This is a genomic window from Pseudarthrobacter sp., assembly GCF_036675385.1.
Taxonomy (GTDB): domain Bacteria; phylum Actinomycetota; class Actinomycetes; order Actinomycetales; family Micrococcaceae; genus Arthrobacter.
The window spans coordinates 1-13,552 of the sequence record NZ_JAKFFD010000139.1 but is presented as its reverse complement, the minus strand read 5'-3'; the positions used below and the strand labels follow the sequence as shown (position 1 = coordinate 13,552).

10 protein-coding genes and 2 pseudogenes are annotated in these 13,552 nt (G+C 65.8%); 3 read left to right on the top strand and 9 right to left on the bottom strand.

The window, feature by feature from the left end:
- The 5 genes and pseudogenes from V6M49_RS10825 to V6M49_RS10805 form a co-directional block, all read right to left on the bottom strand.
- Positions 1 to 577: pseudogene (locus tag V6M49_RS10825) on the bottom strand (ABC transporter permease); the annotation flags it as partial.
- A 261-nt stretch (positions 578 to 838) separates the two neighbouring features.
- On the bottom strand, positions 839 to 1,933 hold the full coding sequence (locus V6M49_RS10820) for a sugar-binding protein (protein WP_332761111.1): 1,095 nt from the start codon (positions 1,931 to 1,933) through the stop codon (positions 839 to 841).
- Between the two features lie 50 nt (positions 1,934 to 1,983).
- Positions 1,984 to 3,267 (bottom strand): multiple monosaccharide ABC transporter permease, encoded by a 1,284-nt coding sequence (mmsB, locus tag V6M49_RS10815; RefSeq protein ID WP_056347237.1) that lies wholly within the window; start codon positions 3,265 to 3,267, stop codon positions 1,984 to 1,986.
- A gap of 45 nt (positions 3,268 to 3,312) precedes the next feature.
- Entirely contained in the window at positions 3,313 to 4,869 is a 1,557-nt protein-coding gene (gene mmsA, locus V6M49_RS10810; RefSeq protein ID WP_141139818.1) for a multiple monosaccharide ABC transporter ATP-binding protein, read from the bottom strand.
- Between the two features lie 131 nt (positions 4,870 to 5,000).
- Positions 5,001 to 6,191 carry an ROK family transcriptional regulator gene (locus V6M49_RS10805; protein ID WP_141139819.1) on the bottom strand — a complete coding sequence of 397 codons (1,191 nt, stop codon included), beginning with the start codon at positions 6,189 to 6,191 and terminating at the stop codon, positions 5,001 to 5,003.
- 200 nt (positions 6,192 to 6,391) lie between these two features.
- Here V6M49_RS10805 and V6M49_RS10800 point away from each other — a divergent pair, with 200 nt between their 5' ends.
- Entirely contained in the window at positions 6,392 to 7,186 is a 795-nt protein-coding gene (locus tag V6M49_RS10800) for a carbon-nitrogen hydrolase family protein (protein ID WP_332761110.1), read from the top strand.
- On the opposite strand, the gene V6M49_RS10795 is transcribed toward V6M49_RS10800, so the two are convergent.
- Complete coding sequence (locus V6M49_RS10795) at positions 7,165 to 8,790, bottom strand: PucR family transcriptional regulator ligand-binding domain-containing protein (RefSeq protein WP_442959716.1); 1,626 nt, start codon at positions 8,788 to 8,790, stop codon at positions 7,165 to 7,167. The two genes, V6M49_RS10800 and V6M49_RS10795, sit on opposite strands and share 22 nt — an antisense overlap.
- A gap of 158 nt (positions 8,791 to 8,948) precedes the next feature.
- On the opposite strand from V6M49_RS10795, the gene V6M49_RS10790 reads away from it, so the two are divergent.
- Positions 8,949 to 10,487: an amino acid permease gene (locus V6M49_RS10790; RefSeq protein WP_332761108.1), complete on the top strand. Its 1,539-nt coding sequence runs from the start codon at positions 8,949 to 8,951 to the stop codon at positions 10,485 to 10,487.
- The gene (locus tag V6M49_RS10785; protein ID WP_332761107.1) at positions 10,484 to 12,178 is read left to right on the top strand and encodes a flavin monoamine oxidase family protein; all 1,695 of its coding nucleotides are present in this window, start codon (positions 10,484 to 10,486) and stop codon (positions 12,176 to 12,178) included. The genes V6M49_RS10790 and V6M49_RS10785 overlap by 4 nt, the downstream gene beginning before the upstream one ends.
- 10 nt (positions 12,179 to 12,188) lie before the next feature.
- Here the strand turns inward: V6M49_RS10785 and V6M49_RS10780 are convergent, their stop codons facing one another.
- The 3 genes and pseudogenes from V6M49_RS10780 to purU form a co-directional block, all read right to left on the bottom strand.
- Complete coding sequence (locus V6M49_RS10780) at positions 12,189 to 12,707, bottom strand: gamma carbonic anhydrase family protein (RefSeq protein ID WP_332761106.1); 519 nt, start codon at positions 12,705 to 12,707, stop codon at positions 12,189 to 12,191.
- 23 nt (positions 12,708 to 12,730) lie between these two features.
- Positions 12,731 to 13,408, bottom strand: a complete 678-nt coding sequence (locus V6M49_RS10775; protein WP_332761105.1) for a class I SAM-dependent methyltransferase — start codon at positions 13,406 to 13,408, stop codon at positions 12,731 to 12,733.
- A gap of 27 nt (positions 13,409 to 13,435) precedes the next feature.
- Positions 13,436 to 13,552 (bottom strand): annotated as a pseudogene (purU, locus tag V6M49_RS10770) (formyltetrahydrofolate deformylase); the annotation flags it as partial.

Genomic DNA, 13,552 nt, shown 5'->3' with positions numbered 1-13,552 from the left:
CCAGCCCAGTGCCTTCGGTGATGGTCAGGGCCTTGCCGGTGCTGTCCATCTCGCCGCCGATTCCCGTCGCGGTGATGGGAAGCGAGCGCACCGGCTGCGTGGTAGTTCCCGTGGTGCCGTTCGCGGCCTGGTTACGGCCGCCGAGTGTGCCGGCGTCGATGGCTGCGGTGAGGCTGGTGGTCAAGGTGGTGGCGTTCTGTCCGCCGGGCCCGCCCTGGCCGCCGCCGGGGCCAGCCTGCGTGCCGGCCGCCGTCTGCGCTGCCGCTTCGGCCGCGTTCCGCAGCCGGAGTGAACTGGTGCCGACGACGGAGGTTACGTTGGGGACGGCAGCTGCGGTTGCTGCCTGCTCGGCGGTCAGCGGCTCGCCGCCGCCTTCGAAGCCTTGGCCGCCGGCAGGGTTGACGGTCAGGACGGTCCCGACGGACGCGTTCAGCTCCTGGACTTTGGCTCCGACGGCCTGGTTGGCCACCAGCATGGCCAGGGCAAGTCCGATCGCGACGGCCAGGACTGCCACCACCGCAGCTGTTCGGACCTTGTTTCTGAAGGCGTTGCCAACACTCCGGGCAAGGACGCTCACGGTACTCCTAAGATCTGGGGCCGGCGGAAGGCCGGCATCTGCTCCTACCCTCGCGTCCGGGCCTGTGCAGGACGACGGACGAAGCTGTGTTTCAGCTGTGAAACGCGGCGGGCAGTGAGAGAGCGTTAGTGAAGAGCGTGCATCAAGTGAGAGAGCGTTGGAACGCGGAATGCCCCGGCTCCCTGTGGGGAGCCGGGGCATTCGACTTAACCGGTGGTGACCGGCGGACCGCGTTACTTGGACCGCGTTACGTGGACCGCGTTACTTGGTCAGCGGGCCCAGTACCGGATCGTCCACGTAGGCCGTCTTCACGTTGGCGGCGGTCACGATGACCGGCGGCAGCAGGAAGGCGGGTACGGTCTTCACCGTGTTGTTGTAGGACTTGTCGTCGTTGATCTCAGGCTTCTTGCCGGCTTGGAGATCCTTGACCATCACGATCGCGTGCTCAACGAGCTTGCGGGTGTCCTTGTTGATGGTGGAGTACTGCTCGCCGGCAAGGATGGACTTGACGGATTCAACTTCCGAGTCCTGGCCGGTGATGATGGGCAGCGGCTTGCCGGCGGCCTTGACCGAAGTCAGGACAGCGCGGGCCAAGGTGTCGTTCGGTGAAAGGACGCCGTCCAGCGAAGCGCTTCCATAGGAACCGGTCAGCAGGGTGTCGGCGCGGCGCTGGGCGTTCTCAGCCTTCCAGCCCTGGGTGACGGCCTGTTCGAAGCTGGCCTGGCCGGAGAGTACCTTCAGCGTGCCGTCGTCGATCTTGGGCTTCAGGATGCTCATGGCACCGTCAAAGAAGACCTTCGCGTTGGCATCATCCGGTGAACCGGCGAAGAGCTCGATGTTGTAAGGGCCGGTCGGTTTCTTGGCCTTCATTCCGTCGAGCAGCGCCTGGCCCTGCAGCACGCCCACCTTGAAGTTGTCGTAGGCCACGTAGTAGTCCACGTTCTCGGTGTTGAGCAGCAGCCGGTCATAGGCAATGATCGTCGCGCCGGAGTCCTTCGCCTGCTTCAGCTGGGTGCCCAGCTGGGCGCCGTCGATGGCACCGACAATGATGACCTTGGCGCCCTTGGTAATCATGGCACTGATCTGGTTCTGCTGCTCGGAGACGCCGCCGTTGGCGAACTGCACGTCGGGCTTGAAGCCTGCGCTGGAGAGCCCGTCGTTGAACAGCTTCTCCGCCAGTACCCAGTTTTCGCTGGTCTTCTGGGGAAGCGCGACGCCGATGGAGGAGTTCTTCTCGAAGCCGCCGGCTCCGGTGGTGCTGGTGGTGCCGGGTTCGGCCCGTCCGCAGGCCGTCAGCGCCAGTGCTGCGATTGCAGCTATCGCTGCTGCCTTTCCTGCTTTACCAATCATTCGCATTTCTTGGTCCACTTTCTCTTTGGGGGTATTGGTTCCGGAACCTGAATCGCTCAGGCTTCCCTGGCGATCGTTTCCTTGGTGGAGGTGGTTTCGTCGGGCTGCAGGGTTGTGCCGGGCCCGCCGGTTGGACGGTTGAAGTTCTGCATCATCAGTCCGATGATGGACCGCTTGCCCTGAGACTTGTTGTAGACGTCGAACGCCACGGCGATCAGCAGGACCAGGCCCTTAATGATCTGGGTGAGGTCGGCGCCGACGCCGAGGAGCTGCAGGCCGTTGTTCAGGACTGCCATGACCAGGCCACCGATGATGGAACCGATCACGGTGCCCACGCCGCCTGTCACGGCCGCGCCGCCGATGAAGACTGCGGCGATGGCGTCCAGTTCCCAGCCGACGCCGTCGAACGGGCCCGAAGCGGTGGAGCGGCCCACGAAGATCATGCCCGCGAGGCCGGCCAGGATGGACATGTTCATCATGACCAGGAAGTTGACCTTCTTGGACTGGACGCCGGAGAGTTCGGCTGCATGCCGGTTGCCGCCCACGGCGTAAATGTGGCGACCCACCACGGTCTTGGAGGAGACGAAACCGTAAATCAGGACCAGGACGGCGAGGATCAGGCCGGGGATGGGGAAGGACGTGCCCGGACGGCCGGTGGCAAAGAGGTACGTGGCGTACAGGATGGCCGCGCAGACCAGGACAAGCTTCAGGACGACCACCCAGGTCTCTGCCACTTCGGCGCCCAGCACCTTCGCGGTCCGGCGGCGGCGGATTTCGCTGAAGATCACGAAGGTGACTGCAGCGAGGCCGATCAGCAGGGTGAGGTTGTTGTATCCGGTGCTGGGCCCAACCTCAGGAAGGTAGCCGGAACCCAGGTACTGGAAGTCATTGGGTACCGGGATGGTGTTGGACTTGCCCACGAACTGGTTGAAGCCGCGGAACAGCAGCATGCCGGCCAGGGTGACGATGAACGCGGGAATGCCCACGTACGCCGTCCATAGACCCTGCCAGGCTCCGATCAGCGCACCGAGCAGCAGGCCGAGGAGCACTCCGGCGTACCAGGGGATACCCCAGTCGCGGATGGCCAGGGCCACTGTCACGCCCACAAACGCGGCCACGGATCCTACGGAGAGGTCGATGTGACCGGCGATGATGACCAGCACCATGCCGATGGCGAGGATGAGGATGTACGAGTTGCCATTGAAGAGGTTGATGACGTTGCCCGGCGTGAGCGTGCGGCCCTCTGTGGTGAATTGGAAGAAGATGATCAGCGCGACCAGAGCGAAAATCATCCCGAATTGGCGGGTGTTGCCGCCAAAAAGCTTCTTAAGCGCGTTCATTGTTTCAGTCCTTGTATCTGGAAGGATCTGGAGGATTCCAGAGGGTCAGGCGGCCTTGCGGGCGGAGGTCATCAGCTTCATGAGGCTTTCCTGGCTCGCTTCCTCTTTGTTCAGGACGCCGGTGATGGCGCCCTCGAAGATGGTGTAGATGCGGTCGGAAAGACCCAGCAGCTCGGGCAGCTCGGAAGAGATGACCACGACGCCCTTGCCCTGGTTGGCCAACTGCTGGATGATGCCGTAGATCTCGTACTTGGCGCCCACATCGATGCCCCGCGTCGGTTCATCCAGGATGAGGAGGTCCGGGTCCGTGAACATCCACTTCGCCAGGACCACCTTCTGCTGGTTGCCGCCCGAGAGCTTGGCGACGCCTTCCTCCACGGAGGGCGTCTTGGTACGCAGTGCCTTGCGGTACTGCTCGGCTACTGCGAATTCCTTGGCAGTGTCCACCACGCTGTTTCGGCTGATCTTCTTGAGGTTCGCTGAAACGGTGGTGGCCTTGATGTCATCGAGCAGGTTCAGGCCCAGGGACTTTCGGTCCTCCGTCACATAACCCAGTCCGGCGTCAATCGCCTGCCGAACGTTTTTGAGGACGACTTCCTTGCCGTCTTTGTAGATGTGGCCATTGATGAACCGTCCGTACGAGCGGCCGAAGACAGACCTGGCCAGCTCGGTGCGGCCGGCACCCATCAGCCCGGCGAATCCCACAATTTCCCCGCGGCGTACGAAGAAGTTGGAGCCCTTGCAGACAAGCCTGTCCTGGATGGCGGGGTGGCCCACGGACCAGTCCTTGACTTCGAAGAACACCTCGCCGATCTTCGGCGTGTGGTCAGGAAAGCGGGACTCGAGGGCCCGGCCCACCATGCCCTTGATGATGCGGTCCTCGTCGACGCCGTCGGCCTTGACGTCGAGCGTTTCGATCGCCTTGCCGTCCCGGATGATGGTGATGGAATCGGCGATCTGCTCAATCTCATTGAGCTTGTGGGAAATGATGATCGAGGTGATGCCTTTGCCCTTGAGGCCGAGCATCAGGTCCAGGAGATGCTGGGAATCGGATTCGTTGAGCGCAGCGGTGGGCTCGTCCAGAATGAGGATCTTGACCGACTTGTTCAGGGCCTTGGCGATCTCCACCAGCTGCTGCTTGCCGACGCCGATCTCCTTGATGGGGGTGTCCGGGTCTTCCCTGAGGCCCACCCGGGCCAGTAGCTCCGTGGACCGCTGCCGGGCCTCCGCCCAGTTGATGACGCCGCGTTTGGTCGGTTCGTTGCCCAGGAAGATGTTCTCCATGATGGACAGTTCCGGGATCAGGGCCAGCTCCTGGTGGATGATCACAATGCCGGCGTGCTCGCTGGCGCGGATGTCCTTGAACTGCTGGACCTCGCTCTGGTACACGATGTCGCCGTCGTAGCTGCCGTACGGGTAGACGCCCGAAAGCACCTTCATCAGCGTGGACTTGCCAGCGCCGTTTTCGCCGCAGATTGCGTGGATCTCGCCGGCCTTGACCCGGAGGCTTACATCCGCCAAAGCCTTGACGCCGGGAAATTCCTTGGTAATTGAGCGCATCTCGAGGATGACCGGGTCAGTGTGCGTGGTGTGGGACGACATTTGTCCTTACGCCTCCAATGCATGACTTCTTTGTCCGCCCAGCAAAGCGCAGGGTCGTCTGATGAAAAAGTAAACTGGATCACACGGGTTGTCGTCAAGTCTTTAACGCAATTACCGGGGTAACGAAACGGCTACGCACGCCGGATCCCGGCATGCTGGAACACCAGTGCGGCCGCTCCCAAAGCCTCTGCGCGGTCCCCAAGCGAGGACATCGTCAGCGTGGTGGTCTCGCCGATCACCGGCACTGCATGACGGATAAGCCCCCGCCGGATGGGGTCGAGCAGCAGGTCGCCCAGGCCCGCAAGAGGGCCGCCCACCACGATCACTTCAGGGTTGATCAGGTTCGCTACGTTGCCCAGGGCACGCCCAACGGCCAGGCCTGCATCGTCCACCACCCTGAGTGTTGCGGAGTCGCGCGCCAGGGCTTTGCGCACGATGTCCGCAGGTGTGAGGGGTGGGTCTTCCCCGCGGCCCAGCAGCTCAATCATGGTGGTGGTGGAGGCAATGGTTTCCAGGCAGCCACGGTTGCCGCAGCGGCACACGAGCCCGTGCTCGTGGATCGTTGCATGGCCGATTTCGCCGGTAATGCCAACGGTGCCGTAGTAGGGCGCGCCGTTGAGGATCAGGCCGGCGCCGATGCCCGATCCGATCTTGAGGAACATCAGGTTGCTCACGCCTGAATGCGGTCCCCACGTAACCTCGGACCAAGCGCCAAGATTGGCGTCGTTGTCAACGAATACGGGTATTTTGAGGGTTTCCTCCAGATGGTGAAGGATGTTGATTCCCACCCATTCCGGGAGGATGGCGCCCTGCGCCACGGTGCCGGTCCGGCGGTCGATGGGGCCGGGAATTCCGACGCCGGCGCCCACCACCAGGGTCCGGTCCACGCCGCTTTGCTGTAGCAGTTTGTCCAGCAGTGCGACGGCGGCCCGGATGCCTTCCTCGGCCTGGTGGCCGAGGGGCAGCAGGACGGATTCCTCGGCGATCACGTGGTAGCTCAGGGATGCCAGAACCACGCGCAGGTGCCGTCGGCCGAAGTCGATTCCCACAGCCACCGCGCCGTTGCTGTTGAGTCTTACGTTGAGTGCCCGGCGGCCGGAACTGGTGATCGGTTCGGTTGACGCCAGGCCCGTCTCCTGCATGATTTTGACGATGTTGGACACCGTGGCCGTGGAGAGGCCGGTCTGGCGCGCAAGCTCGGCCTGGGTGGACGGGCCGCTCATGAGGGTCTCGATGATCCGTTGCTGGTTCAGTTGCCGGAGGGCCGACTGGGATCCCGGATTCTTTGGCTTGCTCCTCGTCGAGCGCGGTGTGGCGGACATGAAAAGAAGACTGCCCTACTTTTACGGTTGCAGTCAAGAAGTTAACGCAAGGAGTCTGCCGGATGAGACAAATTGATGGGACGATCCGCCCGTCCTGTGGCCTTGGCCGGTGCAATTGGCCCCGGATGCCGTTCAGGTCCGGTGGCTAGGCTGGAAAAAAGCGGACGCATTGGCCGTCCCGATCATGTGAGGTGGTAACAGTGCTGCTGGCCCTGATGCAGGCAAACGCCCGCGTACTCGACATAGAGGCAAACCGCGCCGCCCTGGATGCGGCGGCCGGCGCCGCTGCCGCGGAAGGCGCGGCAGTCCTGGTTACGCCGGAGCTGTTTCCCGTGGGCTACGCCCCGCTGCGGCTCCGCGCGGAGCTGGACCCGGCCCGGCTCCCTGCCATCCGCGAGACGTTGCGCGGCATCGCGCGCCGCCACGGTATCGGGCTGGTCTACAGCCTGCCGTCGGTCACGGACAGCGGCAGCTGGCACATCACCTCCACGCTGGTGGACGGCGCGGGCGCCGAGCTCCTCACCTACGCAAAGGTGCACCTCTTTGGCGATGACGAGCGCGCGGCGTTCAGTCCCGCGGTCGCGGGTCCCGCCGTCGTCGATTTCAACGGGTTCCGGACATCCATGGTGATCTGCTACGACGTGGAATTTCCCGAAACAGTCAGGGCCGCGGCGCTGGGCGGCGCGGAGCTGCTCCTGGTGCCCACGGCCCTGGCGCACGGCTTCGAAACCGTTCCGCAGGTCCTGCTCCGGGCCCGTGCGCTGGAAAGCCAGCTGACCATCGCCTACGCCAACCACTGCGGAACCGAGGACGGCTGCGAATTCCTGGGCGGGAGCGTCGTCGCCGGCCCGGACGGTTCCCTGCTGGCCGCCGCCGGGCCGGGAACCGAAATCCTGTACGCCAAGGTGGACCCTGACGCCGCCCGAAACGCCCGTGGCCTGGTGCCCTACCTCCGCGAACGCCGCCCGGACCTTTACCGGTCCTGGGGCATCTGAGGCTCCACCCCGTCCACGTATTGCAGGGCAATCCACAGCTCCGCCCGCACCTGGGCGGAACCAAGGTCCATGGCCAGCAGTTCGGCGAGGGCGTTGATCTGGCGCCGCACGCTGTTGCGGTGCATGCCCAGGACCTTTGCCGAGGCGTCCCAGTTGCCGTTTTCGCCCAGCCACGCCTTCAAGACACTGAGTTGTGAGCTGCGCCGGTCAGGCTCCTGCGCCAGGACCGGCTCCAGCAGCCGGGCGGCAAGCATGGTGCCGGCGCCCCGGCCCAGCAGCCCCGTGACCGACCACGTGACGTCATCCACGCGCACACTTTGTCCGCTGGCCTGGACGCGCGGCCGCAGCGACGATGCACGCTGGTACGCGGCAGGAAGTCCTGCCAGTTCCGTGGGATCACCCACCACCAGCCGCCAGCCCAGGTCCTCCACTTCATGAAGCAGCGCGTCGTCCACCTTGAGCCGGGTGACGGCGGCGAACCCGTAGTCAGTCAGTTCCACCATCTTTGTGTCGAACAGCCGGCGCCACTGCAGCAGCTCCCGGACAGGGCCGTCCGACGACGCGGGCGCAGAGGCGTCCGCCCGGATGCCCTGCACCACCCGGAGGGCACCGGACCGGGTTCCGGAAACGCTTTGCGCCAGGAGGTCCCTGAGGACGTTCAGCTGCCGGGTTGAGCCGGCGGCCAGGCTGTCCGGGTGCAGCAGGAGGGCCGTCGCCAGCTGGCTCGGGGCCAGGGAGCCGCTGGTGCGCTGGCGTACCAGCAGTTCCAGCAGCCCCACCACCGAGGACACCACGCTGTTCTGCGCCGGGGTCAGCGGCCTGTCCGTGCCGAGGATGAGTGCCCCGAGGGTGGCGTCCTTGGTGCTTCGGAGCGGATGGCCAAAAACCAGGGCGGAACCGTTCGCGGGGAGGGAATCCGTCTCCACCCGCGGGCCGTTGCCAGCCAGCAGCCGCTTCAGCATCGGTTGCAGGGCGGAAGGCTCGACGGCGGCGGCCGGGCCGGTCCCGCCGGTCCCGGCTGCTGCGGCCCGGGCCCGCACGCGGCCGTCCGCCCCGAACAGCTGGGCCCATACCGGGACCCGCTGCGCCAGGGCGGAGAGGAGCTCATGCTCGGGCCTGGCCGACAGCACCGCCCGCATCAGCTGCCGGTTGGTGTCCGCCAGCTGACGGAAGACCCGGGCGTTGCCGGACTCCAGGAGCTTGGAGAACTCCAGGCCGATGGCGGCGAAGGGGACACTGCTGGGGATCTGGACCAGCGTGAGCCGATGCGTTTGGCATGCCGAGAGCACGTGGTCCGGGACGGCGTCGAAGTAGGGCTGCAGGCCGAACCCCAAGGCGGCGACGCCTGCGCCGACCAGCCGCCGCACGTACGCGTCGGCACTCTCCTTCGTGCCGCCGTCGTCCTTGAACGGCAGTCCCGCCGTCAGCACGAACTCCCCGTCCAGCAGGTAGGGCGTGGGATCCTCCAGTTCGCTGGGCTCCACCCAGCGCAAAGGGGTGCCGGCGTTCCCGGCGTCGTGCAGGACGGTGAGGTCCCGGGGGAGCGCGGCCAGAAACTGGCCCAGGGTTACGGCATCCAAGTGCTCCGCCGCCTCAGGCTGCACGGAGCGGCTCCGGGCAGGGGAGTTCGGCGCGGTTCATGGTTGGTGCAATACGTCTCATGCCTGAACACTATAGGTCACTTTGCACATCCCTGAGATACGGCTCACACCCCTACGCTGGGGTGGGGAAACCGACAACTACTCACGAACGGACGTCAATGATGACTGTGCCAACACTCTCCGGACCGGCCACGGGCCGTGCGGCCGGCCGTCCCGGGCTGGGCGCGCAACTGCTGCGCCGGAAATCCATCGGGCAGATGGTCAGCGAGGCGGAAAGCGGCCAGGGTGGGCCGAAACTGGTCCGCAGCTTCGGGGTCCTGCAGCTGACCATGATCAGTGTCGGCGCCACCCTGGGGACCGGCATCCTGGTGATCCTCGGCGAATCGGTTCCGCTGGCAGGCCCCGCGATCTGGATCTCGTTCGCCATCGCCGGGTTCGCCGCGCTCCTGTCCGCCGTGTCCTACGCGGAAATGGCGGGCATGGTCCCCGTGTCCGGCTCCAGCTACTCCTACACCTACGCCACCATGGGCGAGGGCATGGCCTGGATCTGCGGCTGGTGCCTGGTCCTCGAGTACGCCGTCTCGGTCGCTGCCGTTGCCGTCGGCGCGGGCCAGTACGTGAACGAGGCGCTCGCCGTGTTCGGCCAGGTCCTGCCCGACGCCGTCTCCCAGCCCCCGGGCGACGGCGGCCTGGTCAACATCCCTGCCATGGTCATCGTGGTGCTGGCAACCATCCTGCTGGTCCGGGGCGCCAAGGAAAGCGCCTGGATCAACACGTCCATCGTTGTGGTCAAGGTGGGCATTCTCCTTTTCTTCTGCGCGGTGGCCTTCACCGCATTCAACGCGGGCAACTTCGAACCGCTCCTGCCGATGGGTGCCGCCGGAGTCTCCGCGGCCGCGTCCCGGGTCTTCTTCTCCTACATCGGCTTTGACGCCGCCTCCACCGCCGGCGAGGAAGCCCGCAACCCCAAGCGCGACCTGCCCCGCGCCATCATGCTCTCCATGGTCATCGTCACCACCATCTACGTCCTGGTGGCTGTCGCGGCCATCGGCGCCCGCCCCTGGGGCTGGTTCGACGGTACCGAAGCGGCCCTCGTGAAGATCCTGGAAGAAACCACCGGCCAGCCCTGGATCGCCCTCGTCTTCGCCGTCGGCGCCGTCCTCGCGATCGCGAGCATCGTGCTCACGGTTCTGTATGGCCAGACCCGCATCCTGCTCTCCATGTCCCGCGACGGGCTCATCCCCAAGATCTTCGGCCGCGTCTCCCGCCGGACCGGCACCCCCGCGGCCGGCACGCTCCTGGTGGGAATCGCCGTCGCCCTCACCGCCGGGCTGGTCCCGCTTGGCGCCCTGGCCGACGCCACGAGCATCGGAACTCTGTTCGCCTTCGCCCTGGTCAACGTGGCCGTGATCTACCTGCGCCGCACGCGGCCCGAACTCGAGCGCACCTTCCGCGTCCCCCTCTTCCCCCTCACCCCGATCCTCGGCGCCCTGATGTGCGCCTACCTCATGGCCAACCTCGGCGCCGACACCTGGGTGACCTTCGGAATCTGGATGCTGGTGGGCCTGGCGGCCTACTTCGGCTACGGCCGACGGAACTCCAGGGTAGCGGCGCTGAGCCACGAGGAATACCGTGAGCTGAGCAGGCCGGAATCTTCAACGCTGTCCACCCCCGAACGAACTAAGGCAGAGCTTTCATGACCGTCGCCACCGAACTCCCGGCCTCTGACCCGTCCAGCACACAGACTGGCCCCATCACCATGCTGAACCCGGATTTTCCGTTCAGCTACGACCACTACCTCGCCCACCCGGCAGGGCTCGGTGCGGTTCCGCCGGAACTCTACGGCACCGAGGTGGCAGTGGTCGGGGCAGGCCTTTCGGGCCTCGTCACGGCGTACGAACTGATGAAGCTGGGCCTGCGCCCGGTCGTCTACGAAGCCGACCAGATCGGCGGGCGCCTGCGCACCGCCAGCTTCCCGTCCGCTCCCGGCGTGGTGGCCGATCTGGGCGGGATGCGGTTCCCGGTTTCCGGGCGTGCGTTCTACTACTACGTGGACCTGCTGGGGCTGGACACGCAGGATTTCCCCAACCCGCTGGCGCCCGTCACCTCCAGCACCGTGATCGAACTTACGGGCCAGAAATACTACGCCGAGACCGCCCAGGACCTGCCGCCGTTCTTCCGCGAGGTGGCCGATGCCTGGAAGGCAGCCGTGAACGACGGCGCGAAGTTCGTCGAAATGCAGGAAGCCATCCGGGCCCGGGACACGGGCCGGATCAAGGATCTCTGGAACGAGCTGCTGCCGATCATGGACGAGCAGACCTTCTACGGGTTCATCGCCGGGAGCGAGTCATTCAAGGAAGCCGGCTTCGCCCACCGTGAGGCCTTCGGCCAGGTGGGTTTCGGCACCGGTGGCTGGGACACCGACTTCCCCAACTCCATCCTGGAAATCCTCCGCGTGGTCTACACCGACGCCGATGACCAGCACCGGCTCATCAGCGGGGGAGCGCAACGGCTGCCCGAGGCACTGTGGCAGCACGCGCCGTCGGGCATGGCCCACTGGCCCGACGGAACGTCCCTGGCGTCCCTTCACTCCGGCTCACCCCGCGGCGCCGTGGACAAGATCAGCCGCGATGCCGACGGCGACCTCCGGATCCGGGAGCGCTGGGGCCGCGAAGCCAGCTACCCCGCCGTGGTCACCACGTGCCAGTCCTGGCTGCTGTCCACGCGCATCCACACCGAGGAGGCACTGTTCCCGGCCGAACTGTGGACTGCGATCGAGCGTTCGCACTACATGCAGTCATCCAAGACGTTTGTGATGGTGGACCGGCCGTTCTGGAAGGACATCGATCCGGACACCGGCCGTGAGGTCCTGTCCATGACCCTCACGGACCGGTTGAACAGGGCCACCTACCTCCTGGATGACGGCCCGGACAAGCCCGCCGTGATCCTGCTGTCCTACACGTGGAACGATGACGCGCTCAAATGGCTGGCGCTGGACGCCGACGAACGCGTTGAGCTGATGCTGCACTCGCTCGAGCAGATTTACCCGGGCGTGGACATCGCCAGCCACATCGTGGGCCAGCCCATCACCGTTTCCTGGGAAGCGGACCCCAACTTCATGGGTGCCTTCAAAGCGAACCTGCCGGGGCACTACCGCTACCAACAGCGCCTCTTCACGCATTTCAAGCAGGACAAGCTGCCCGAATCCCAGCGCGGGATCTTCCTCGCGGGTGACGACGTGTCCTTTACCGCGGGCTGGGCCGAGGGCGCCGTAACCACCGGCCTGAACGCGGTGTGGGGTGTGGTGAACCACCTGGGCGGGACCTCGGCGGTTGGCAACCCCGGTCCGGGCGAACTCCTGGACGCCATCGGGCCTATCAGCCTCGACTGAGCAGGTGGGACTAGCCGTGCAGTTCCCGGTGCGCCCGGGCCAGTTCGACGTAGCGGGCGGCGTTCTGCTTCACGCCGTCGAACTCCTCGTCGGTGAGTTCCCGCCGTACCTTTGCGGGGACCCCGGCGACGAGTGACCGAGGCGGCACAATAGTCCCCTCCAGGACAACGGCGCCGGCTGCCACGAGCGAGCCGGTGCCGATCACCGCGCCGTTAAGCACGGTGGCGCCCATGCCGATCAGGCAGTCGTCCTCCACAGTGCAGCCATGGACGACGGCGGCATGTCCCACACTGACCCCGGCCCCGACGCTGCAGGGGAAGCCCGGATCGGCGTGCAGCACCACGTTGTCCTGCAGGTTGCTGCCGGCGCCGACGCTGATGGCCGCCGTGTCCGCCCGGACCGACACACCGTAGAAGGCGCTCGAGTCCTCAGCGAGCGTGGCCTCGCCGATGATCGACGCCGTCGGGGCGATGAAGGCGGATTCGTGGACGGCCGGGGTGTTCCCGGCGAAAGTGTGAAGAGGAGCCATGGGCCAAGCCTAGGACATACCCGTCACTTGGGAGAGGCAGGGGTGCGGAGGATCAGGAACTGGTAGTGCTGCGTCCAGGTCCCCGCGCCCGGGCCGGATTCCTCGCCGTTGCCTTCCGGCCAGGTGACAAAGTCCTCGATGGCACCGTGCCGGCCGAAGACCTGCCGCACCGTCGCGTCGCTGCGCCGGCTGAAGAACCGGGGTTCGACGTCGTCCTCGGGGTTCAGGACCTCTTCATCCTCACCGGACCAGAGGCCGACGGCGATGGGCGCGCTGGGTGCCGTGACGCGCACCAGTTCGCGCAGGACGCCGTCGATATCGGTGGCAGGGACGTGCAGCAGCGTGCTCATGGTCCAGAGGGCCGGGAAGGTTCCGTCCGGGAAGGGCAGTTGCCGGGCGCTGGCCACGGAGACGTCCAGGCCCTTCGCCCGGGACCTGCGGACGTGCTCCTCGGAGAGGTCAACGCCGGTGTAATGGATGCCGGCCCGGACGAACTCCAGGCCATCGAGCCCCATGCCGGAGCCGATCTCCAGGACGTTGTGCCGGCCCTCGGCCTTGAGCAGCGAGATGAACCGCTCTCGCTGTTCTACCCGCTGGGGCGCAAGCGGATGTTCCGTGCCGGCCGCCGCGCGGCGGTTATAGAACTCGGCGAGGCGCTGCTCGTTGCCCGGTTCCTCCAGTGCATTCTCAACTGCGTCCATGGCCAACGACCTTAAATAGGGGACCGCTTAGTTAAAGACCACTGTCCGGTTGCCGTCCAGGAGGACCCGGTGTTCTGCATGCCATTGGACGGCCTGCGTCAGCGTGCGGCCCTCCACGTCCCGGCCCATCTGCACGAACTGCTC